Annotated in this window: 16 protein-coding genes; 6 read left to right on the plus strand and 10 right to left on the minus strand. The window is 42.9% G+C overall.

The window, feature by feature from the left end; genetic code table 11:
* Positions 1-423: 423 nt before the first annotated feature.
* Entirely contained in the window at positions 424-1,824 is a 1,401-nt protein-coding gene (gene asnS, locus ACVBIU_RS01155) for an asparagine--tRNA ligase (RefSeq protein ID WP_447162786.1), read from the minus strand.
* Between the two features lie 151 nt (positions 1,825-1,975).
* Between asnS and ACVBIU_RS01160 the strand changes: the two genes are divergently transcribed.
* Complete coding sequence (locus ACVBIU_RS01160) at positions 1,976-2,311, plus strand: hypothetical protein (RefSeq protein WP_447159184.1); 336 nt, start codon at positions 1,976-1,978, stop codon at positions 2,309-2,311.
* A 192-nt stretch (positions 2,312-2,503) separates the two neighbouring features.
* On the opposite strand, the gene ACVBIU_RS01165 is transcribed toward ACVBIU_RS01160, so the two are convergent.
* Complete coding sequence (locus tag ACVBIU_RS01165; RefSeq protein ID WP_447162785.1) at positions 2,504-3,085, minus strand: CoA pyrophosphatase; 582 nt, start codon at positions 3,083-3,085, stop codon at positions 2,504-2,506.
* Positions 3,086-3,134: 49 nt separating this feature from the next.
* Entirely contained in the window at positions 3,135-4,724 is a 1,590-nt protein-coding gene (pabB, locus tag ACVBIU_RS01170; protein WP_447162784.1) for an aminodeoxychorismate synthase component I, read from the minus strand.
* Positions 4,725-4,905: 181 nt separating this feature from the next.
* Here pabB and ACVBIU_RS01175 point away from each other — a divergent pair, with 181 nt between their 5' ends.
* On the plus strand, positions 4,906-6,426 hold the full coding sequence (locus tag ACVBIU_RS01175) for a fumarate hydratase (protein ID WP_447162783.1): 1,521 nt from the start codon (positions 4,906-4,908) through the stop codon (positions 6,424-6,426).
* A 296-nt stretch (positions 6,427-6,722) separates the two neighbouring features.
* On the plus strand, positions 6,723-8,792 hold the full coding sequence (locus ACVBIU_RS01180) for a prolyl oligopeptidase family serine peptidase (protein ID WP_447162893.1): 2,070 nt from the start codon (positions 6,723-6,725) through the stop codon (positions 8,790-8,792).
* Positions 8,793-8,873: 81 nt separating this feature from the next.
* Here ACVBIU_RS01180 and ACVBIU_RS01185 read toward each other — a convergent pair whose 3' ends face one another.
* Complete coding sequence (locus ACVBIU_RS01185; RefSeq protein WP_447162782.1) at positions 8,874-9,455, minus strand: prepilin-type N-terminal cleavage/methylation domain-containing protein; 582 nt, start codon at positions 9,453-9,455, stop codon at positions 8,874-8,876.
* A gap of 519 nt (positions 9,456-9,974) precedes the next feature.
* Positions 9,975-11,558, minus strand: coding sequence for an isocitrate lyase (locus ACVBIU_RS01190; RefSeq protein ID WP_447159189.1), 1,584 nt, complete (start codon positions 11,556-11,558; stop codon positions 9,975-9,977).
* A gap of 110 nt (positions 11,559-11,668) precedes the next feature.
* On the opposite strand from ACVBIU_RS01190, the gene ACVBIU_RS01195 reads away from it, so the two are divergent.
* Both ACVBIU_RS01195 and ACVBIU_RS01200 read left to right on the plus strand, forming a co-directional pair.
* Positions 11,669-12,622 carry a LysR family transcriptional regulator gene (locus tag ACVBIU_RS01195; protein WP_447162781.1) on the plus strand — a complete coding sequence of 318 codons (954 nt, stop codon included), beginning with the start codon at positions 11,669-11,671 and terminating at the stop codon, positions 12,620-12,622.
* Positions 12,623-12,901: 279 nt separating this feature from the next.
* Entirely contained in the window at positions 12,902-15,142 is a 2,241-nt protein-coding gene (locus ACVBIU_RS01200; RefSeq protein WP_447162780.1) for a malate synthase G, read from the plus strand.
* A 145-nt stretch (positions 15,143-15,287) separates the two neighbouring features.
* Here the strand turns inward: ACVBIU_RS01200 and adhE are convergent, their stop codons facing one another.
* On the minus strand, positions 15,288-17,903 hold the full coding sequence (gene adhE / locus ACVBIU_RS01205; protein WP_447162779.1) for a bifunctional acetaldehyde-CoA/alcohol dehydrogenase: 2,616 nt from the start codon (positions 17,901-17,903) through the stop codon (positions 15,288-15,290).
* A gap of 330 nt (positions 17,904-18,233) precedes the next feature.
* On the opposite strand from adhE, the gene ACVBIU_RS01210 reads away from it, so the two are divergent.
* The gene (locus ACVBIU_RS01210; RefSeq protein ID WP_447159193.1) at positions 18,234-18,857 is read left to right on the plus strand and encodes a YchE family NAAT transporter; all 624 of its coding nucleotides are present in this window, start codon (positions 18,234-18,236) and stop codon (positions 18,855-18,857) included.
* Between the two features lie 146 nt (positions 18,858-19,003).
* Here ACVBIU_RS01210 and ACVBIU_RS01215 read toward each other — a convergent pair whose 3' ends face one another.
* The 4 genes from ACVBIU_RS01215 to efp form a co-directional block, all read right to left on the minus strand.
* Positions 19,004-20,338 (minus strand): anti-phage deoxyguanosine triphosphatase, encoded by a 1,335-nt coding sequence (locus ACVBIU_RS01215; RefSeq protein WP_447159194.1) that lies wholly within the window; start codon positions 20,336-20,338, stop codon positions 19,004-19,006.
* A 19-nt stretch (positions 20,339-20,357) separates the two neighbouring features.
* A complete protein-coding gene (yfbR, locus tag ACVBIU_RS01220) occupies positions 20,358-20,945 on the minus strand; it encodes a 5'-deoxynucleotidase (RefSeq protein ID WP_447162778.1) in 588 nt (195 codons plus the stop codon).
* A gap of 160 nt (positions 20,946-21,105) precedes the next feature.
* A complete protein-coding gene (locus ACVBIU_RS01225; RefSeq protein ID WP_447159195.1) occupies positions 21,106-22,320 on the minus strand; it encodes a pyridoxal phosphate-dependent aminotransferase in 1,215 nt (404 codons plus the stop codon).
* Between the two features lie 357 nt (positions 22,321-22,677).
* Entirely contained in the window at positions 22,678-23,238 is a 561-nt protein-coding gene (gene efp / locus ACVBIU_RS01230) for an elongation factor P (protein WP_447159196.1), read from the minus strand.
* Positions 23,239-23,267 lie beyond the last annotated feature (29 nt).

Consider the following 23,267-nt stretch of genomic DNA (forward strand, 5'->3'; position numbering starts at 1 on the left):
AACGCCATGGTGTGTGATCTATGTCACGCTTATTCTAGGTGCAATATCTGACAAGATATTAACAATCTGGCTGATTTTAAGTGATTGATTCATCTGTGGGAGCTTGTTTTTGCTGGAGGTTTGTCAACGAATTGTTGCATTTGAGGGCTGTAAAGTGTCAGTGTAAGTCGACGATTTATTAGTAGAACATGTTTTAGTTGGCAGTGCGCTAGTAGAGTTTATTCCAGTGGTCTTTGATTCAGTCGACTTTATTTCAGTGGGCTATATTTTAGTTGGCTTTGATTTGTTTTGTCGGGTATCCGCGGTATTTTAGTTGACAGTAATGAATGAAAAATGAACAGGTATTTACATCGTAAAAAAGCCTCTCAAATGAGAGGCTTTTTTTTAAGCGTAAATCTGCGCTATTTTTTCTAAGCAGTTAGCTTAGAAGTTTGCAGACTTTGGAGAGCGTGGGAATGGGATCACGTCACGGATGTTAGAAACACCAGTAACATAAGAGACCAAACGCTCGAAACCTAGGCCGAATCCAGCATGAGGTACTGTGCCATAACGACGTAGGTCGCGATACCACCAGTAGTCTTCTTGGCTAAGTTCCATTTCAGCAAGGCGTGCATCAAGTACATCTAAACGTTCTTCACGCTGTGCACCACCGATGATTTCACCAATACCTGGCGCCAATACGTCCATTGCAGCAACTGTTTTACCGTCGTCATTTAAGCGCATGTAGAAGGCTTTAATGTCTTTCGGGTAGTTTTTAACAACAACAGGCGCTTTGAAGTGCTCTTCAGCAAGGTAGCGTTCGTGCTCTGAATGTAAGTCGATACCCCATTCAACGTCATACTCAAAGTCTTTGTCGCACGCTTTAAGAATTTCGATCGCATCAGTGTAATCGATTTGAGCAAAGTCGCTGCTTACAAATGCTTCTAAGCGCTCAATAGCTGTTTTCTCAACACGTTGAGCGAAGAACTCAAGATCATCACGGCGCTCTTCAAGAACGGCTTTAAAGCAATACTTAAGCATATCTTCAGCAAGCTTAGCGGCGTCATCTAGATTGGCGAAAGCCACTTCAGGTTCAACCATCCAAAATTCAGCTAAGTGACGGCTAGTATTTGAGTTCTCAGCACGGAATGTAGGACCAAAGGTATAAACCTTTGATAGTGCACACGCGTAAGTTTCAGCATTAAGCTGACCCGATACCGTTAGGAACGACTCTTTACCAAAGAAATCTTCGCCGTAATCAACTGTGCCTTTATCGTTACGAGGTAGGTTTTCAAGATCTAGAGTAGAAACACGGAACATCTCACCAGCACCTTCGGTATCAGAAGCTGTGATTAGTGGCGTTGATACCCAGATATAGCCTTGCTCGTTATAAAAGCGGTGGATAGCTTGTGATAAGCAGTTACGTACTCGTGCAACTGCACCAATAATGTTAGTGCGCGGACGTAGGTGTGCAAGCTCACGTAAATGCTCAATTGAGTGGCGCTTAGCAGCCATTGGGTATGTGTCTGGATCTTCAACCCAGCCAGCAACCTCAATGTTGGTCACTTGCATTTCAAACGCTTGACCTTTACCTGGAGACTCAACAACTTCACCTGTCATCACGACAGAGCAACCAGCAGTAAGCTTTAACACTTCGTTGGTGTAATTTTCTAGATTATTCGGCACAACACCCTGGATAGGGTCGAAACATGAACCGTCATAAACAGCTAGAAATGAGATCCCAGCTTTAGAATCGCGGCGGGATCTTACCCAACCACGCACTGTGATTTGCGAACCGATCGCAAAGTCACCTTTAAACACAGAAGCGACAGATGTAATGCTCATTGTTGCTTAGTTCTCCAACGAAACGTTTTTGTAAATAATTTGGAGGTTTATATTACCTGTATAAACGCTTTTCTCAAGTGGAAAGTAGGGTATCTTCGTACCTAAATTGTTATTCTGACGACAATCATGACAAAAACTAAGGATAGTAAGCATGAATAGAACAAAATTGTTTCAGTTTATCCTGTCGGCGCTATCGATTATCGGCTGGTCATTGGCGATTTATGCACTAATGATTTTTGATAAGGCTCGGCCTGATACGGCAATTGGATACTATCAAAGTCATGGTGCATCCGTACGATTTGAATGGGACCCGACACAAACGGTGCTCCTTGAGCATATTATTTGGGTCTGTGCGGCAGTGAGTTTTATCAATATGGGGTTTAACTTGTATATTTCACGTCAGAGCCATATTAGCTGGTGGGTAAACATCCCTTTGTTATTTTTGTGCTCGTTAGCGGCGGGTTTATACATTCGCTTTGTCGTGTAGAAGGTTACGGCTTTCATTTTAAACTGTTGTCGCTATGTTCTATTTAGATTTAATGCGCTATAGATATTAGCAAGCTTTAGGTATAAAGAGCTTAAGATTCAGAATGTTTATCATGTAGAGAAGCTTAGAGAAGTCTAGATAAATGTAGCGAGCCTTAGGTTTTGAAGCATAGATGCAGCCTCTGTATAAAAATTAACGTTCCGCTCTGGTGCTAAGTTGCCGACAAAGGAGGTCGATCATCGCAGCAGTCGCTCCCCAAATAAAATGCTGCTTATAGGGAATAAAGTGAACAGGGTAGAGAATACCCTTACGGCTAAACCTTTGTGTATGGCGGTTATAAGCCTGCATTAAAAAAGTCAGCGGCACAGTGAAATACTCATCAACCTCCCCGGGATCAATAATAGGCGTAAATGTTTGTTTAACGATGCCGACAAAGGGGGTGATCTCAAAACCCGTAAAGGTTTTATGGGGCGGGAGAGCACCAATCACCTCCACATTGTTGCTGAGTAAACCAATCTCCTCTTCGGCCTCTCGTAATGCCGTTGCTTGATAGCTTGCATCTGATTGCTCAACTTTGCCGCCAGGAAAACTAATCTGCCCTGGGTGGGCGCGAAGGTGTGTGGGTCTACGGGTCAATATAAGCTCGAGTCGATTATTGACTTCATACAAGGCGATTAGTACCGCGGCTTGACGAAGGTCGTGATCTAACTCTATTAAATCAAGATCTGGTAAAGCATTAAGAGTGTACCTGAGCCTAAACTCCACCAGATCCATAATTTGTCCTTTACGATGACTCCTTAACGGAGTGTTAATATCCGACTTATTAACGGTTTAAGTTAGCAAGAACGGGCAATATACGGCTGATTTTATCAAAACTCTCCTGATACTCAGCATCGACCTCTGAATCAGCGACGATACCGCCTCCAGCCCAGCAATGCATTATTCCCTGAACACTGTTATAAGTCCCGTTATGAGGAGTCAGAGCCGTGGCATTGTCCCTTTGCGCAACTAAAGTGCGGATAGTGATGCTGGTATCCATAGTACCGTCTTGGCTTATATAGCCTATAGAACCACAATAGAGACTTCTCCTAGAGGGTTCAAGCTCTTCAATAATAGACATCGCTCTAATTTTTGGGGCACCTGTTATCGAACCACCAGGAAAACAGGCCCTTAATAGATCGGTAGGATTGAGTTCGGGTTTAAGTCTCGCGGTAACGGTGCTAACAAGGTGATGAACTGCAGGAAAGCTTTCAACCTCAAATAAGTGAGGTACAGCAACACTGCCAGGGGTTGCTACTTTACCAATGTCATTACGAAGAAGATCGACAATCATTACATTCTCAGCCCGATCTTTTTCTGAAGCCTGTAGTTGAGCGGCAAGCTCATTATCACGGCGAGGATCAGCACTTCTTGGCAAGGTACCTTTAATCGGCTTGGTTTGAACCTCACCCTGTTTGTGCTGAATAAAACGCTCTGGAGAGATGGAAAGTAGTGCGTGGCTCTTTAAACGAATAAACGCTGAAAAGGGAGCACTATTACTCTCGCGCAATGCTTTATAAGCCTGCCATTCATTACCCGTATACAAGGCACTAAAACGTTGAGTTAGGTTAATTTGATAACAATCGCCACTAAGTAGATAGGCCTGCACCTGAGCGAATTTCTGTTTATATGCCTGTTCAGAAAGCTGATTACACCATTGGCCGTTAAGTTTAAAAGGCTCATTAATGGTAGGGCTATCTTGCTGGCCTTTAAGTTTACGACCTGTATGCTTTTGAATGGCTTTATTTAATGAACCGGTTGCAATTAGCTGATTTAATCTCAGTTCAAGTGCTTCTAAAGCGTGTTGCGATTGATAATGAACCAGTTGCCAGTTTTGGGTTTTATAGTCAAAAATCAGCGCCCAGTCGTAACACCCTAGATTCATCTCTGGTAGCGAAGTATCGTTTTTCGCAATGTCGGGTAGGTTTTCAATGCACCGAGCAAGATCGTAACTAAAACTGCCCATCAGCCCGCCACTAAAGATGAAGGGGCTGCGTTTTTGCGTAGGATAGTATTCTGTTAATAAATCATTTAATAGCACAAAAGGATCGTGACTCGATACAGATTGCATTACATTGATTGCTGTCTGATTTATTGCTATCTGGTTTGTATCATCACTTACGTGGTGCTTATCAAACGCAAACAGCGGCTGTCTGTTCGTTGAGCGAGTAATAGTAGTTGATTGACCATGGTTTACTATGGTGGCTACAGGCTCGGCGCAGATCACATCGAATTTAGCATCAATGTGATTGGCATTCGCGGAGTCGAGTAAAATAGCCCAAGGTAAATCTGAAAAATACTCAAATAATTCAGTAGTGCTTAAATTCCAATCAAGACGCTTAGAAAAAACTGCATTTTGCGCCAATGTGTTCATCTATTAACCCTATCTAAAATGTGATGTTTAACTCAAAGTCGCGAAAGAGTATCATATTGCTTACACAAGTAATAAAAACAAAACACGTGAGCGTTAATGGTGACTGGAGTCATTCATACATCACAAAAGCTGATGTGATTTCAGCCGATTAAATAAGTGTCTGATAAAAAAGGAAGTGTCTGTGAGCAAAGAAGTCCCTGTAATCAAGCAAGCCGATCTCATTGAAAGCGTTGCTGATGCCCTACAATATATCTCTTATTATCACCCAAAAGATTTTATCGATGCGATGAACGATGCTTACGAACGTGAGCAAAGTACAGCGGCTAAAGATGCAATCGCCCAAATTCTTATCAATTCTCGTATGTCTGCAGAAGGTAAACGTCCGCTTTGCCAAGATACCGGTATTGTGACATGTTTTGTCAAAATCGGTATGGGTGTGCAATGGGATAAAACGGACTTAACTGTTCAAGAAATGGTTGATGAGGGCGTACGCCGCGCGTATACCAATCCTGATAACCCGCTGCGTGCATCAATTGTTGCCGATCCTGCTGGTGGCCGTAAGAACACTAAAGACAATACACCGTCAGTTGTACACGTTGAAATGGTGCCTGGTAACCATGTTGATGTGGCCATTGCAGCCAAAGGCGGTGGCTCTGAAAATAAGTCCAAAATGGCGATGCTAAATCCGTCTGATGATATTGCCGCTTGGGTAGAGAAAACCCTTCCAACAATGGGAGCGGGTTGGTGTCCACCAGGTATGCTGGGTATCGGTATCGGTGGTACAGCAGAAAAAGCCGCGGTTATGGCAAAAGAGTCATTAATGGATCCTGTTGATATTCATGAACTACAGGCGCGCGGCGCCGAAACAACAGATGAAAAACTTCGTTTAGAGATTTTTGAACGCTCAAACAAGTTAGGTATTGGCGCGCAAGGGCTTGGCGGTGTGACAACGGTACTTGATATTAAGATTAAATCTGCGCCAACTCATGCGGCATCAAAACCTGTAGTGATGATCCCAAACTGCGCTGCAACTCGTCATGTTCATTTCCACTTAGATGGCACAGGTCCTGCTGAATTGACTCCCCCGTCACTAGCTGATTGGCCTGAAATTACCTGGGAAGTGGGCGAGAGTGTACGCCGTGTTGATTTAAACACTGTCACTCAAGCTGAAATGGAGCAGTGGCAGAGCGGTGATACTTTATTGCTTAACGGTAAGATGTTGACCGGTCGAGATGCGGCACATAAACGAATTCAAAGCTTAATTGAAAGCGGCGAAGGTCTGCCAGAAGGCGTCGATTTTAAAGGCAAGTTTATTTATTACGTTGGCCCTGTTGATCCTGTTGGCGATGAAGTTGTGGGTCCAGCTGGCCCAACTACTGCAACACGTATGGATAAGTTTACTGACCTGATGCTTGATAAAACGGGCCTAATGGGCATGATTGGTAAAGCTGAACGTGGTCCTGCAACCGTTGAATCGATTAAACAACATAAATCATGTTACTTAATGGCTGTAGGCGGCGCTGCTTACCTTGTTTCTAAGGCGATTAAGAAAGCGCGTGTTGTGGCGTTTGAAGACTTAGGTATGGAAGCGATTTATGAGTTTGACGTTAAAGATATGCCTGTAACGGTAGCTGTTGACTCTGAAGGCGTAAATGCACATGAAACTGGGCCTGCTATCTGGAAGGTCAAGTTAGAAGGCTAATGTTGAGTTAACACTCAACATTCGTCCGTGACGACAAACTAGAGGACATAAGTTTCGTTAACCACCTAGCGAATTGAGTCAGGTTAATAGTTTACTGACGGGTTATTCTAGTGGTGATAATGCTAGTGTAATTTTTTATATCCCCTTAATAATAATGGCTTAGGCGTATTGCTTAAGCCATTTATTTTGGCTAATGTGTCGGACATCTAGCAAAACATGCTGCCTAGTTTTAGTCGGCAAAATCAATCACAAATTGAACACTTACATCTTTTAACTATAAAAATAAGATTATAATGATGAAAAAAACTGCAATCATAATGGCGCTTGCGTCTGCAGGCATGGTTTTTAGCGCACAAGCCGCAACACCTACGCCTTTTACCGTTCAAGATTTAGTTAAAATGAATAAGCTGCATTCGGCGGCACTGTCAAATGACGGCACTAAAATTGTTTATGCCGTGAAAAATATTGATGCAGAAGGTGAGGCGACGACTGACCTTTATCTGCAAGATTTAAGCTCTACCACTGCTCAAGTAAAACAGTTAACCAGTGCAGCGGGTACCGAGCATAGCGTTACATTTGGTCCAAATGACAACAGCATTTACTTTTTAGCGGCACGTGATGGTTCAAGTCAGATCTATAAATTAGCACTCGATGGTGGTGAAGCCGTTCAGGTAACTGATTTTCCTCTCGATGTTGAAGGCTTTAAATTATCGCAAGATGGTCAGCAAGCTGTTGTAAACATGCGTGTGTTCCCTGAGTGTAAGGATCTTGCTTGTTCTAAAGATAAGTTCACAGCAGAAGCGGAGCGTGACACTACTGGGCGTGAATATAAGCAGCTTATGGTGCGTCACTGGGATACGTGGAGCGATCATTCAAGAAGCCACCTGTTTGTGGCCCAGTTAAATGGTGAGAATGTAAATGGTGAGAAAGTGTCAACAGCTGTAGATGTGACAGCCGGCCTTGATACTGAAACACCGCCGAAGCCGTTCTCTGGTATGGAAGAGGTTACATTTACACCTGATGGTAAGCACGTGGTTTACAGTGCAAAGGCACCAGGTAAAGATCAAGCTTGGATCACTAACTACGATTTATGGCAAGTGAGCGTTGCTGGTGGTGAGGCTAAGAACCTAACTGAAGCGAATAAGGCATGGGATGCACACCCTACGTATTCTGCTGATGGTCGTTATTTAGCGTATTTCGCCATGACAAAACCGGGTTTTGAAGCTGACCGTTACCGCATCATGCTGCGCGACACGGTAACAGGCCAAGAAAAAGAAGTTGCACCACTTTGGGATCGTAGCCCAAGCTCTTTGGCATTTGGTAAAGACAACAAGACGTTATACGTTACCGCACAAGATCTTGGTCAGGTATCAATCTTTGAAGTGAACACCCAATTTGGTGATGTTAAAACTATCTACAATGAAGGTAGTAACAGCATTGTGGGCGTGAATAACGACAAGATTATCTTTAGTCATAAATCACTCGTAGAGCCAGGCGATCTTTATACGATTAACCTTGATGGTCAAAACCTTAATCGTTTAACAGATGTCAATAAAGACAAACTCGCTGAGATTAAATTTGGTGAATACCAGCAATTTAGCTTTAAAGGCTGGAATAACGAAGAGGTTTACGGTTACTGGATTAAGCCTTCAAACTACAAGGCGGGTGAAAAATATCCTATCGCTTTCCTAGTCCACGGTGGTCCACAAGGGTCATTCGGTAACTCGTTCAGCAGTCGCTGGAATGCACAGTTATGGGCTGGTGCTGGTTATGGCGTAGTGATGATCGATTTCCATGGTTCTACGGGGTACGGTCAAGCGTTTACCGATTCAATTACTCAGGATTGGGGCGGCAAGCCGCTTGAAGATCTGCAAAAAGGCCTAGCAGCTGTCACTAAGCAGCAAAAATGGTTAGATGCTGATAACGCTTGTGCGCTAGGTGGTTCTTATGGCGGTTACATGATGAACTGGATCCAAGGTAACTGGAATGACGGCTTTAAGTGTCTAGTCAACCACGCTGGTTTGTTTGATATGCGTTCTATGTATTATGTTACCGAAGAGCTATGGTTCCCTGAGTTCGAGTTTGGCGGTACTTATGACAAGAACAAAGAGCTGTATGAGAAATTTAACCCAGTTAACTATGTCGAGAACTGGAAGACGCCAATGCTAGTGATCCACGGTGAAAAAGACTTCCGCGTACCGTATGGTCAAGGTCTTGCTGCTTTCACTTATATGCAGCGCAATGGTATTCCATCAGAACTATTAATTTACCCTGATGAAAACCACTGGATTTTGAATCCTGACAACCTTGAGCAATGGTATGCCAACGTATTGGGTTGGATGGACCGCTGGACAGAGAATAAGTAAGCCTCTAGCGGATTTTTGATAAACAAAAAGCCAGAATTTAATTCTGGCTTTTTGTTTGAAAGAATAACTTAAGAGCGGTTTCTAGCAGTCTTTATCATATACTCGAACGCTATAGTCACGTATTAGGGTTGGCGAGCTATATTCAACATGGCATTCAAACTTCCCAGCTGTTATATCCCTGAGCTTTTCTTGCCACTTTATTGGAACAATAGCCGTTGCCGATATGTGTCTCGGTACACTGGTGAAAACAAACTCTGATGCGGGTAAGCCAAAGGCGATACGATAGTTTTGGTTGACGATGTCGCTAGAGGATAAGGGTGCTAATGGATAACCTAAACTGACATATAGTCGAGTCCCAGAAACATCGACAAAGTATTCACCCACCAATACGTCCCAGTTTTCATTGCCTCCACACTGGTAACTACAGCCTTTAAGTCGTTCAATGTTATCTATAGTGCTTTTACTGTAAACCAATTGATTTTGGGCACTGAGTTCTGCGGCAATACCTTGTAGCTGTGTAACTTGAGCATCACGGCTAAAATCGATAAATTTGCTGGTAGCAACAACGCTGATAATCCCCATAATAACGATGACGACCACCAACTCTATCAAGGTAAAGCCAGAATCTTTTGCTGGAAGGCAGGATTTTCGTGTCTGAAGCATCTTTTAAAGCTCAATATATGTAAAGCGCGCAAGGTTAACGATCAAACCTGCGGCTAACAAGTTACAAGTGATACATTGTGATACAAGTTCGTTGAAGTGTTAATGTGATCACGTTTTCAGTTGGCAATACTGGAGTGGATAGGCATGTGAGTCAGCTGCTAACAAGAGTTGCCATCACAGTTCTGGATGCCGTTACTGTACATATGTTCAAGCTGTGTTTTAGTTTTTCTTTTGCCGCCGTATGTTCTGAATGTTGCTAGCGTATTCTTGAGTATAAATAGGAGTGAAATAAATTGATTGGCAAATAGATTTATCACATATATTTAACTATTACTAATCAAATAACAAAATATTAGGGTTCTATATTTTTGATTGAACTGCTGATGTTGTGCCTGATAACAGCAAAAACCTTGATTTGGATCGCGTCAAAATAAAAAGGCCTGCTATCAGCAGGCCTTTCATAATTAGCTCATATTAGCAATCTAGTCCACTTCAAAAACTGATTGCCATAATGACAGCTTAGCTAAATTGGTTCATGGTGTTATCTTTACCCGATGCTTTCAGTGCCTGGTCGCCAGAGAAGTACTCTTTGTGATCATCACCCATATCAGAGCCGGCCATGTTTTGGTGTCTAACACAGGCGATACCTTGACGGATCTCCTTACGCTGTACGTTCGCCACATAACCTAGCATTCCTTGGTCACCAAAGTACTCTTTGGCTAAGTTGTCAGTTGAAAGCGCTGCAGTATGGTAAGTCGGTAGCGTAATCAAGTGATGGAAAATACCCGCTTCGCGAGCAGCATCTGACTGGAAGGTACGAATTTTCTCATCGGCTTGTACCGCAAGTTCAGTATTGTCGTAATCAACGCTCATTAGCTTGTCACGGTCATAAGCTGATACGTCTTGTCCTGCATCGTTCATGCTATCGAATACCTGCTGACGGAAGTTTAGCGTCCAGTTAAACGAAGGTGAGTTGTTATAAACAAGTTTTGCATTTGGCACCGTCTCGCGGATCTTATTAACCATTGCACCGATTTGAGCTACATGAGGCTTCTCTGTTTCAATCCATAGCAGATCGGCACCATTTTGTAGCGAGGTAATACAATCAAGTACACAGCGCTCTTCACCTGTCCCTGCACGGAATTTAAATAATCCGTTAGGAAGACGTGCAGGCTTAACAAGCTTACCGTTTTGCTGGAATACAACGTCACCGTTGGCGAGATTAGCTGGATTAACCGCTTCAACTTCTAGGAAAGAGTTGTACTTATCACCTAAATCTCCAGCCTCACTTGTGACGGCAATCTTCTGGGTAAGACCTGCACCTAAAGAGTCGGTACGAGCAACGATCACGCCATCATCGATACCTAGTTCAAGGAATGCGTAACGAACGGCATTAATTTTAGCGAGAAATTCAACATGAGGCACGGTTACCTTGCCGTCTTGGTGGCCACATTGCTTCACGTCTGATACTTGGTTTTCTAACTGAATACAGCAGGCACCCGCCTCAATCATCTGCTTAGCCATCAGGTAAGTGGCTTCTTCGTTACCAAAACCTGCATCAATATCGGCGATGATCGGCACAACGTGAGTTTCAAAGTTATCAATTTTAGCTTGAATTGCTGCTTTATCACTTGCGTTAGCGGCGTCTAGTTGACGAAATAGGCCACCTAGTTCACGAGCGTCGGCTTGACGAAGGAAAGTGTATAGCTCTTTAATTAACGCAGCGACAGAGGTCTTTTCGTGCATAGACTGATCTGGCAATGGACCAAACTCGCTGCGAAGCGCTGCAACCATCCAGCCAGAAAGGTAAAGGTAACGACGCTTTGTCGTCAGTAGATGTTTTTTAATAGAAATCATTTTCTGCTGAGCAATAAATCCGTGCCAACAACCTAACGACTGAGTGTACTGCGATGAGTCCTTGTCGTAGTTTTCCATGTCTTCACGCATTATTTTTGCTGTGTACTTCGCAATATCTAAACCAGTTTGAAAACGATTTTGTAGACGCATACGGGCTACAGACTCAGGGTTAATTGCGTTCCAAGTACTACCTTCAGCATTAATCAAGGTAGCAGCTTCATCGATGTTTGATCTGTAATTTGTCATGTGTCTATTCCTTTAACAATATGATTAGCGGCGATTGATTACGTTGAAAATATTAGTTAGATTTGCTTAAATAAGTCTAATTTATAGTTTCTATTTTCGGTATTTACCTTATGAATATATCTCGTATTGATTTGAATTTATTAGTTTATTTGGATGTTTTACTACGTGAACGAAATGTTACAAGGGCGGCGGATCAGCTAGGAATAAGCCAACCAGCTATGAGTAATGGACTAAAAAGGTTACGAACGCTATTTGATGATCCGTTGCTCATACGTACAAGCCAAGGCATGACGCCAACTGAGCGAGCACAGGAGTTACAACCGACAATTAGTGAGCTGATTATTGGCTTAGAAAAAGCAGTTCAACCTAGAGCTGAATTTAATGCTGCAGAAAGTGAGCAAGTCTTTCGTGTGATGGCAAGTGACTACGCAGAAGCGACACTGATCCCGCCACTTATTGCTCGGCTTCGAACCGAAGCGCCAAATGTTATCTTAGATATTATGACTCCAAGTGACGTCAGCTTTCCTGATGTTGAACAAGGTCGAGTCGATATGGTGATTAACCGGTTTGACAGTATTCCTCAGTCATTTCATCAAAAAGTGCTCTGGAGTGATGACTTTAGTTGTCTGATTAGTAAAACAAATCCAGTACTCGAAAAGTTTTCGCTAGACAGTTACTTAAAAGCTAATCATGTCTGGGTCAGTAAAACGGGTATGGGGGTTGGTGTAGGAATGGATCCCGGTGATGTGCAGCGCTTAGGTTGGGTTGATGAAGCATTAACTCGGATAGGGGTACAGAGAAGGATCACCGTATTTACTCGTCACTATCAAGCGGCCTGTTTGTTGGCAGAACAACAAGATTTGATCGCAACCATACCAAGTAAAATGGCAAAGCAACATGAGAATAATGACCGTGTTTGCATCGTGCCACCGCCCTTTATTATTCAGCCTATAGCGTTAACTATGGCCTGGAGCCCTTTATTACAGCACAACCCTGCACATAAGTGGATGCGCAAACTTATCACACAGACGGCAGACAGCTTTGGGCGAGGCAATTTGCTTTAAGACACTAAAGTACTTTACTGATGTTTTATTACTCCAAAAGTGCATTTTAAATAACTTTGGTGAATAGTCAGAATAGAAACGATAAATTAGATAAATTAAGCTGTTCTAGTATAGGGTGAGTAATCATAGAGCGTGTTTCTTAATGCCCTGACAAGGTTTTGAGTAGGAATAACAATCCGCAGACACGGATAAAGGAAGCATTGAACTGGCCATATTGAACTGACAATAACTCATATACAGGGATAGATGGCCTGATAAATCAGAGAAAAAGGGCAAATTATGACAGCACGTATTCAAGTTGGCGGCCTACAAGTAGCGAAAGAACTTTGGGAGCTCGTAGACAAAGAGATCTGCCCCGGAACAGGGATCAACTCAACCAACTTCTGGAATAAATTTGAAGAGCTCGTCAATGATCTTGGCCCGATTAATCGTGGATTATTGGCTAAGCGAGAGCAGTTACAGTTACAGATTGATGAATGGCATCGCGGTCACTGTCATCACGAGCATGCAGACACACTTCAACAAACAAGCTCTACGATCTCTAATCCCAATACGGCACAAATATTCGCTGAATATAAAAGCTTTCTCTTTGACATTGGTTATTTGGTCGAAGAAGGCTGCCCTTTTAAAATTAGTACTGAAAATGTAGATCATGAGATCGCAAAACAAGCTGGACCACAGTTAGTTGTGCCGGTTAAAAATGCACGTTTTGCGTTAAATGCGGCCAATGCTCGTTGGGGAAGCTTATATGATGCACTTTATGGCACTGATGCCATTCCCCAGACCGCAGGGGCTGAGCTATCAAAGGACTATAATCCTGTGCGTGGCGCTAAGGTCATTTCATTTGCTAAGGCCCACTTAGATAACGCTGCACCTTTGGCCATTAGCTCCCATAGCCTTGTGACTCAATATTTTATTGAAAATAACAGTCTACAAGCCAGGCTTGAGAATGGAACGCAAACAGGGCTTGCTAACCCTGAACGATTTGCGGGTTTCCAAGGAAATGAAGACAAGCCAACGGCTGTACTCATTGTGAATAATGGCCTGCATATCGAGATCCAAATAGACAGTAACCATCAGGTTGGAAAAACTGATTTAGCAGGGGTAAAAGATCTTTTAGTCGAAGCCGCTGTGACGACCATTATGGACTGTGAAGATTCAGTCGCTGCCGTTGATGCTGAGGATAAGGTTGAAATATACCGTAATTGGCTAGGTCTAATGCAAGGTAACCTTACGGCTACACTGAATAAAAATGGCCGTGAAATGGTTCGTCAATTAAATGATGACAGAGTTTATACCTCCGCCAGCGGTGAGCGCCTTACACTTCCTGGACGTAGTCTGTTGTTTGTTCGTAACGTCGGTCATCTTATGACAATAGATGCTGTGTTAGATAAGAACGGCGATGAAGTGCCAGAAGGCTTTTTAGACGGCATGGTGACAGTACTTGCAGCGATGCACGATCTTCAAGGCAATAACAACCAGCGAAGTAATAGCCGTAAGGGATCGGTAAATATCGTTAAACCCAAAATGCACGGCCCAGAAGAGGTGCAGTTTACCTGTGAGCTATTTACACGAATAGAAGATGCACTCAAGCTTTCTCGTAATACCATTAAAGTGGGAATTATGGACGAAGAGCGCCGAACAACTGTCAACCTTAAAGAATGCATACGAGCAGCATCTGAGCGAGTGGTGTTTATTAATACAGGCTTTTTAGATAGAACCGGCGATGAAATTCACACATCGATGCTGGCAGGGCCATTCGTTGCTAAATCCGTTATGAAGCAGCAAGCTTGGATCACAGCCTATGAGGATTGGAATGTTGATATTGGGCTTGAATGTGGCTTGCAAGGTCGGTCGCAGATTGGCAAAGGTATGTGGCCAATGCCAGATGAAATGGCGGCGATGTTAGATCAAAAAATAGGTCACCCAAAGGCGGGGGCGAACACTGCATGGGTTCCCTCGCCAAATGGCGCGGTATTGCACTCAACTCATTACCATCAAGTGAATGTGGCCGAGGTTCAAGATCAGTTAAAACAACGCTCGCGCGCGAGCCTAGACGACTTGTTAACGATTCCCTTAATGGCTCCCGGCACAGCATTAAGTGCTGAGCAAAAGCAATTCGAACTGGATAATAATGCCCAGGGTATTCTAGGTTATGTTGTGCGCTGGATTGATCAGGGAGTGGGGTGCTCAAAGGTGCCTGATATCAATAATGTAGGTTTGATGGAAGATAGGGCTACTTTACGAATTTCATCACAGTACCTTGCTAACTGGCTACACCATGGCGTGTGTACTGAAGAAGAAGTGATGGCATCGCTTAAAAAGATGGCGCTGGTTGTTGATAAGCAAAATGCGCTCGATCCTGCGTATATCAATATGGCACCCAATTTTGATGGCATTGCCTTTAAAGCAGCTTGTGACCTAATATTTAAAGGTACTGAACAGCCGTCAGGATACACAGAGCCGTTACTGCATGCCTATCGTAAGCAGGCTAAGTTAGCTCTAAAAAGTAGCAAATAAGTCAGCAAAAAATTAACCTATTTAAGCAGATGTTGGCCACTTTATAAGTGAGCTTAATAAATAGTTGTAACTAAAAAGCCCTCAATCCTGATTGAGGGCTTTTATGATGAGTTATTAAGCGCTTAAGCTAACTTGATAGCTTAGTTTAATCGTCTGTGTAATCAGTACCATAATAACTAGCGAGCAATACTTGCTTAAGTTCGGCAATCAATGGGTAGCGCGGGTTTGCGCCGGTGCATTGGTCATCAAAGGCATCTTCTGCTAACTCGTCAAGTTTTGCGATAAAATCGGCTTCGTTGACGCCAGCTGCTTGGATCGAGCGTGGAATGCCAATCGTCTCCTTGAGCTCATCAATTTTTTTAAGCAGTGCCTCGACTTTTTCCTCATCACTAATGCCTTCGCCTGTAGCGCCTTCAAGTTTTAAATATTCTGCAATTTTTGCATAACGACAGAGTGCTTTAGGTCTGTCGTATTGACTAAACGCTGCCTGTTTCGTGGGTAAATCTGTTGCGTTAAAGCGGATCACATTGGTGATAAGTAACGCATTGGCTAAGCCATGGGCTAAATGGAACTCTGCACCTAGCTTGTGAGCCATAGAGTGGCAAATACCTAAAAAGGCATTGGCAAACGCAATTCCGGCAATGGTTGCACCATTATGTACTTTTTCGCGAGCCACTGGCGCATTTGCACCATGTTCATAGGCATCAGGCAGATACTTAAACAGTAAGTCTAGTGCTTGTAATGCTTGACCATCGCTATATTCGTTAGCCATTACACTCACGTATGCCTCTAATGCATGGGTCACCGCATCTATGCCACCAAAGGCCGTGAGTGACTTTGGCATATCCATTACCAGATTCGGATCAACGATTGCCATGTTTGGGGTTAACTCATAATCGGCAATCGGATACTTCATACCCGTTTTTTCATCTGTTACTACGGCAAAAGGAGTCACCTCAGAGCCTGTTCCAGATGTTGTTGGTATAGCAACCATTTTAGCTTTCCTACCCAATTTAGGAAATTTATAAATACGTTTTCTAATATCCATAAAGCGCAGTGCTAAGTCGGCAAAATCAACATCAGGATGTTCATACATTACCCAAATAATTTTAGCCGCATCCATTGGCGAACCACCGCCTAAGGCGATAATGACGTCAGGTTGGAAGCTTTGAGCAACTTTGGCACCTTGTTTAACGATCTGCATGGTTGGGTCGGCCTCTACCTCGTAGAAGACTTCAGTTTCAACCCCTTGGCTTTTTAAAATCTTGATGGTCTCATCACAGTAACCGTTATTGAACAGGTATTTATCCGTTACAATAAGCGCACGTTTGTTATCGCTGAGCTCTTCTAGAGCGATAGGTAAGCTACCACGGCGGAAATAAATAGAAGAGGGAAGTTTGTGCCACAACATATTTTCAGCTCTCTTAGCGACCATTTTCTTATTGATTAAGTGGCTCGGGCCGACATTTTCTGAAATGGAGTTACCACCCCAAGAGCCACAACCTAAGGTTAACGATGGAGCGAGCTTGAAGTTATATAGATCGCCAATCCCGCCCTGTGAAGCTGGGGTATTGATTAAAATGCGCGCGGTTTTCATTCTAAAACCGAAGGCCTTAACTCTTTCGATTTGTGTATCTTGATCGGTATACAGACCCGATGTGTGCCCAATGCCCCCAAGGGTGACTAAGGCTTCAGCTTTATCCATTGCATCGTCAAAATCTGCTGCTCGGTACATAGCAAGTAGTGGTGATAGTTTTTCATGGGCAAAAGCTTCAGCTTCATCAATATCAGATACCTCACCAATGAGCACCTTAGTGGTGTGGTGCACCTCTATTGCAGCCATCTTGGCAATACTCGCGGCGCTTTGACCAACGATATCGGCATTTAGCCCACCATTTTTTAAAATAACATCTTGCATAGCAGCAGTTTCTTCGGCATTTAATATATAACCGCCATGGCTTGCAAAACGCTCTTTAACCGCTTCGTAAACCTCATCTACAATGACAACCGCTTGCTCTGAAGCACAAACTACACCGTTATCGAAGGTCTTGGACATTAAAATAGAACTGACTGCACGTTTTATGTCAGCTGTCTCATCAATGACAATTGGCGTGTTACCTGCGCCGACACCAATAGCGGGTTTACCTGAAGAGTAGGCGGCTTTTACCATTCCTGGTCCACCTGTCGCAAGAATAAGATTGATCTCTTTATGGGTCATCAATTGATTAGATAATGCCACGGATGGCTCATCTATCCAGCCAATAATATCTTTAGGTGCACCAGCAGCTACCGCAGCGTCTAATACAATACGTGCAGCTGTGGTTGTTGAATTTTTTGCTCTGGGATGCGGGGAGAAAATAATGCCGTTTCGAGTCTTAAGGCTGATCAGCGCCTTAAAAATGGCGGTAGAAGTTGGGTTTGTTGTTGGCACTATGCCGCAGATAATACCGACTGGCTCGGCAATGGTGATGGTTCCAAATGTAGGATCTTCTGATAGGATCCCGCAGGTCTTTTCATCTTTATATTTGTTATAGATATATTCTGAGGCAAAGTGGTTTTTAATCACTTTATCTTCAATGACTCCCATTTGAGTTTCACTTGCAGCCATCTTGGCAAGGGAGATCCGCGCATCTGCAGCGGCAAGGGCGGCGGCTCTGAAAATCTTATCGACTTGTTCCTGAGAGTAGTTAGCGAACGCCAGTTGCGCCGTTCGCACTTTATCTACTAGGAGGTTGAGTTCTTGCTCATTTGATACAGTCATAATCGCAATCCTGAAAAAATTTAGCCAAACCGTATTTGGCTAAACATTCTCCGGTGCTCTAAAATCCATTTGATGAAGAAAAATTACACGCAAAAGCACGGCTATGCCGTGATGAATGCCACAGTTTCGGGGCAATCTGTAATTTTACAACTAACTTAACCAACTCTTGTTGCGGTTTTGGGTCAGAGTTTTGAATAATTAATTAGAAAATTTTATTCAAAGTTGTGATTCAGGATAGAAAATCTCATTTTTTGTTTTTAGGGTCATGAGTTAGAGTAGCGCAACATTTTTTAGAACAGATAACGCCTTGGGTGCGTTGAGGATAAGACGTTGGATTTAACACTCTATGTTAAATTTTTTCTCGGCTTAGTCGCGATAATTAATCCATTTGGTTTATTACCGGTTTTTGTGAGCCTAACCAGTCATCAGACTGAAGTTGAACGTAATCAAACGGCCAAGGTTGCTAACTTCGCTGTTGTGGTGATTTTACTGGTAACGATATTTGCAGGGCAACACATACTAAATCTGTTTAGTATTTCGTTGTCAGCATTTAGGATCGCAGGCGGTACGCTGATTGCCATCATTGCGATGTCGATGCTTCAAGGTAAATTGGGTGAAGTTAAACGGAACAAGGAAGAGGGACGAGAAGCCTCGGCTATGGACTCGGTCGCCGTAGTTCCATTAGCGCTGCCATTAATGGCTGGCCCTGGTGCGATCAGTTCTGTGATTGTTTCTTCTGCTGAGCATAGCAGCATAGAAAACCTTATCGGCATGTCAATTTCCATCATAGTGTTTGGTATATTGAGCTTTTTGCTGTTTAGAATGGCGCCGATAATTTTTAAATTACTCGGTAATACTGGCATTAACGTGATCACCCGTTTAATGGGCTTGATAATGTTGTCTATTGGTATTGAAGTGATAGCCGCAGGCGTTAAAGGTTTTTATCCTGGCTAATAACGAGCTAATAGATAGCTAAAGTTGCATAGGTATACTAAATGAAAGGCACTCGATGAGTGCCTTTCTTGTAAGTTTTAATCAATGAGCTAATCAACAACAAAATAGCAGGTTATGGTCGTAATTAGTAAGAGCATAAGCTAGGACTAAAACTCGCAATTAAGCTCCATCATAGAACCCGATTTTGGACTAAATAGGTGCTGATGCAATCTGGCGGCAAACTCGTCTGTCATGCCTGAAATATAGTCAGCTATCACTCTATGACTGTTTTCTCCTTGTTTTTCACTGGCAAGCCAACGTTCTTGGGTATTGAGTGGCAACAAGCGCTCTGGATCTGAAATAAAGGCTTCAAAGAGCTCCATCACAATCTGCTGTCCTTTATATTCAAGCATCTGGATCTCAGGCTTTCTAATCACATACTTAAATACAAACTGTTTTAGCACGTTAAGCGCAGCATCAAATGCTGGCTCTAATGCTGCATTATATTTTAATAAAGGCTCAGTAAATCCTTCGATTTCATTGATTGCTATTGCGGTGACAAAACCATTAACTAAGGTGCCAATTGCATCTTTACGTTGATGATGTTTAGCAGAGAATAAGCGTTGGCTTATTGTGGCAAACTCATTTTTTAGCCATGCATCTTCGCTATTACACAGCACTTGAGTGACGTCGTTGTTCCACTGATGTTCGCTGACAATGCCCATGACTATAGCATCTTCTAAATCGTGCACCGCGTAGGCAATATCGTCGGCTAGCTCCATGATTGAGCAATCAAGTGATTTATATCGGGTTCGTTTGTGCTGACCCTCGCTGACAGTATAGCTAGACAGAAATAACTGTTTGTCCTCTTTAGAAAGCGGTGCTAATACCCAATCTAAGATCTCTAGGTCATCATCAAAAATACCTTTTACGGGCGGCCACTGAGATGGCTTTAGTTGCCTAAAATGTTGGACAGATTCAATTGATTGTGCTCGACAAAGTTGTGAATAAGGCGCGGGATATTTTAAGATCCCAAGTAAGGTTCGCCTACAAAGGTTCATGCCGTAAAATTCGGTATAGGGTTCTAGGCGGGTTAATATTCTAAAAGTTTGTCCATTCCCTTCGAAGCCACCGTGGGCGCGCATCATATAGTTGAGGGCGACTTCACCTCCGTGTCCAAAAGGAGGGTGGCCAATATCGTGAGCTAAACATAAGGATTCGATTAAACTCATAGAATCGAGTAGAGGATTGAACTCAGGCTGTTTTTGCTTAAGCTGTGCCCTAATGCCAGTACCTATTTGAGACACCTCTAAAGAATGTGTCAGCCGAGTACGATAAAAATCGTTCATGCCCACACCAAGTACTTGAGTTTTAGCTTGAAGTCGCCTAAAAGCGGCAGAGTGCAAGATCCGGGCACGATCACGCTGATAAGGACTACGATGATCATTGCGTCTAAGTTTATCTTCCCCTAAACGTCTTTCATTCCAAACCGAGTGTGTCATAGTCGAACCTCAAAAGGTGTTAAAGCAGTTTATTAATATCGTCGAGATCGAGAGTGAAGCTAGGAATAAAACATTCAACAAAGTATCTGACTGCAGGGTTAGCATCATTATTAATACTGTGTTCAAGTCTCTTTTGCGCGGTGTTGAACTCGGTATTTCCAGCGCGCTTTTCTTCAAGGCATTTAAGGTAGGCACACAAGGTATCAGCAGACTTCACCAGTGCTTTATATTGCGGATCGGCATACTCACTGGTGAGCAAGGCCTGATAATCACTTTTAAACTCATCTGGCACCATTTCAAGCAAACGGTGCTCAGCAATCGCTTCAATCTTTTTATATTCAGCTTCTATTTCTTTATTGAAATACTTAACGGGAGTTGGCAGATCGCCAGTTAATATTTCGCTGGCATCATGGAATATGGCGATGGTTGCAGCTTGGTATGGGTCAAACTTCCCATCAAATTTTTTGTTGCTAATTAAAGCAAGTGAATGCGCTACCATTGCGACCTGAAGAGAGTGTTCTTGAACATTTTCAGTTCTAATATTGTACATGAGTGGCCAGCGTTGAATTAATTTCATTCTAGCTAGGTGGGCAAATAAGTGGCTCATCGCATTCCTTGTAGGCATGTATACTTCAATGAATTCAGATTAGCATAGTTGTTATACAAAAAAACGACCCGAGGGTCGTTTTATCTATCTAGTTATTATAAATAATAATTTGATTAGCCACTTAGTCCACTTAGTCCACTTAGTTCACTTAGCTTAAGTGCTATTGCTTATAGTTTCCTAAAAAGTCGCCAAATTCCGACAGCGCCTTAGTTAACTCTTCTTTATGAGGCAGAAAAACGACGCGAACATGATCAGGCTCTGGATAGTTAAAGGCTGAACCTTGTACGAGTAAGATCTTGCGGTCTTTTAACAGGTCGAGAACCAAACGCTCATCATCACGTAAGTTAAACTTCTTTTGATCCAGCTTTGCAAAGGCATACAATGCGCCTTTAGGCGTTTTTACACTCACACCCGGAATCGAGTTAAGCATTTCAACACAGGCGTCACGTTGTACACGCAAGCGTCCGCCAGGTTGTACTAACTCCTGGATGCTCTGATAACCACCTAATGCTGTTTGAATCGCGTGCTGACTTGGTACGTTTGCGCATAGGCGCATAGATGCAAGCATATCCAAGCCTTCGATATAGCTCTTAGCCGATTTTAAGTTGCCTGTAAGCATCATCCAGCCTACGCGGAAACCTGCAGCACGATAAACTTTAGATAAACCGTTAAAAGTGACCGTTAAGATGTCGTCAGAGAGACTTGCTGCAGGAATATGTTCAGCTTCATCATATAGAATTTTGTCGTAGATCTCGTCAGCAAACAAAATCATATCGTTTTGGCGGCATAGTTCAATCACTTCAAGGATCAGTTCTCTTGAATAAACGGCGCCCGTTGGGTTGTTCGGGTTGATAAGAACGATACCACGGGTTCTAGGCGTAATTTTACTCTTGATATCTTCAAGATCAGGGAACCAGTCAGACTCTTCATCACAGCGATAATGCTGCGCTTTACCACCAGAAAGGTGTACAGCAGCGGTCCATAGAGGGTAATCAGGTGACGGAACCAGTATTTCATCGCCACTATTAAGTAGGCCTTGCATCGCCATAACGATCAGTTCTGATACGCCATTACCGATATAGATGTCTTCGATATCAACACCGAAAATACCTTGAGACTGATAATGCTGCACAATCGCTTTACGTGCTGAGAATAGTCCTTTGGACTCGCAGTATCCTTGCGCACTTGGTAGGTTCAGAATAACATCACGAACGATCTCTTCAGGCGCTTCAAATCCAAATGGGGCAGGGTTGCCGATGTTAAGCTTTAGAATTCGATGACCTTCATCTTCTAGTCGACGGGCTTCTTTATGCACCGGACCGCGAATGTCATAACAAACAGAATCTAATTTATTGGATTTGATAATAGGGCGCATCTACACCTCGAAAATGCTGAAAATTTTAGCCAAACATACCTTTGACTTAGTTGCAGGCACAATAGCTAATTTCGATCGACAAATAAAGGATTAAATCACTAATTTGACGGCGTTAAAAAGTATATGATCTCAATTATCAGCTGCCGGATATTCATATTTAGATTTTTACACTGTTCCGGTGCCAATCTGGCAGTGCTAAGTTTGGTCTGTTCTACTACTAACACCATATAAAAACTAATTGATTAATTTGTTAACTTGATCGGACTTCAGTATGAGCAAACTCATTTCAGGACAAGACACAGCCAATAAAAAAGCCAGCGTATATACGCTGGCTTTTTTAAAGCAATGTTTAAAAACTTAAACGCGCTTTTTGAACTCGTTAGTACGAGTATCAATTTCAATCATGTCACCAGTTTTCACGAAATCAGCAACACTTAATGTACCGCCGCCAGTGATGGTAGCTGGCTTCATTACTTTACCTGAAGTATCACCACGAGCAGATGGCTCAGTGTAAGTCACTTCACGTACCACTGAAGTTGGTAGTTCAACTGAAATTGCTTTGCCTTCGTAGAAAGTAACTTGGCAATTTTCTTCCATACCGTCAACGATGTATGCTGCTGCATCGCCAAGGTTTTCTGCTTCAACGTCGTACTGGTTGTATTCAGCATCCATGAATACAAACATAGGGTCAGCAAAGTATGAATATGTACAATCTAGACGCTCTAGAATGATGTCTTCCATCTTGTCTTCACCTTTGAAGGTGCTTTCAGTAGAAGAGTCTTGTAGAACATGCTTAAGCTTTAATTTAACGATTGCAGCGTTACGGCCAGAACGAGTTGTTTCAGTTTTTTGAACAACCCATGGGCTGCCATCTAACATGATCACGTTACCAGGACGGAGTTCATGAGCAGTTTTCATTACACTATTTCCTATTTTAGGTTTTTCTA

It is taken from the genome of Shewanella sp. 30m-14, from assembly GCF_052977125.1.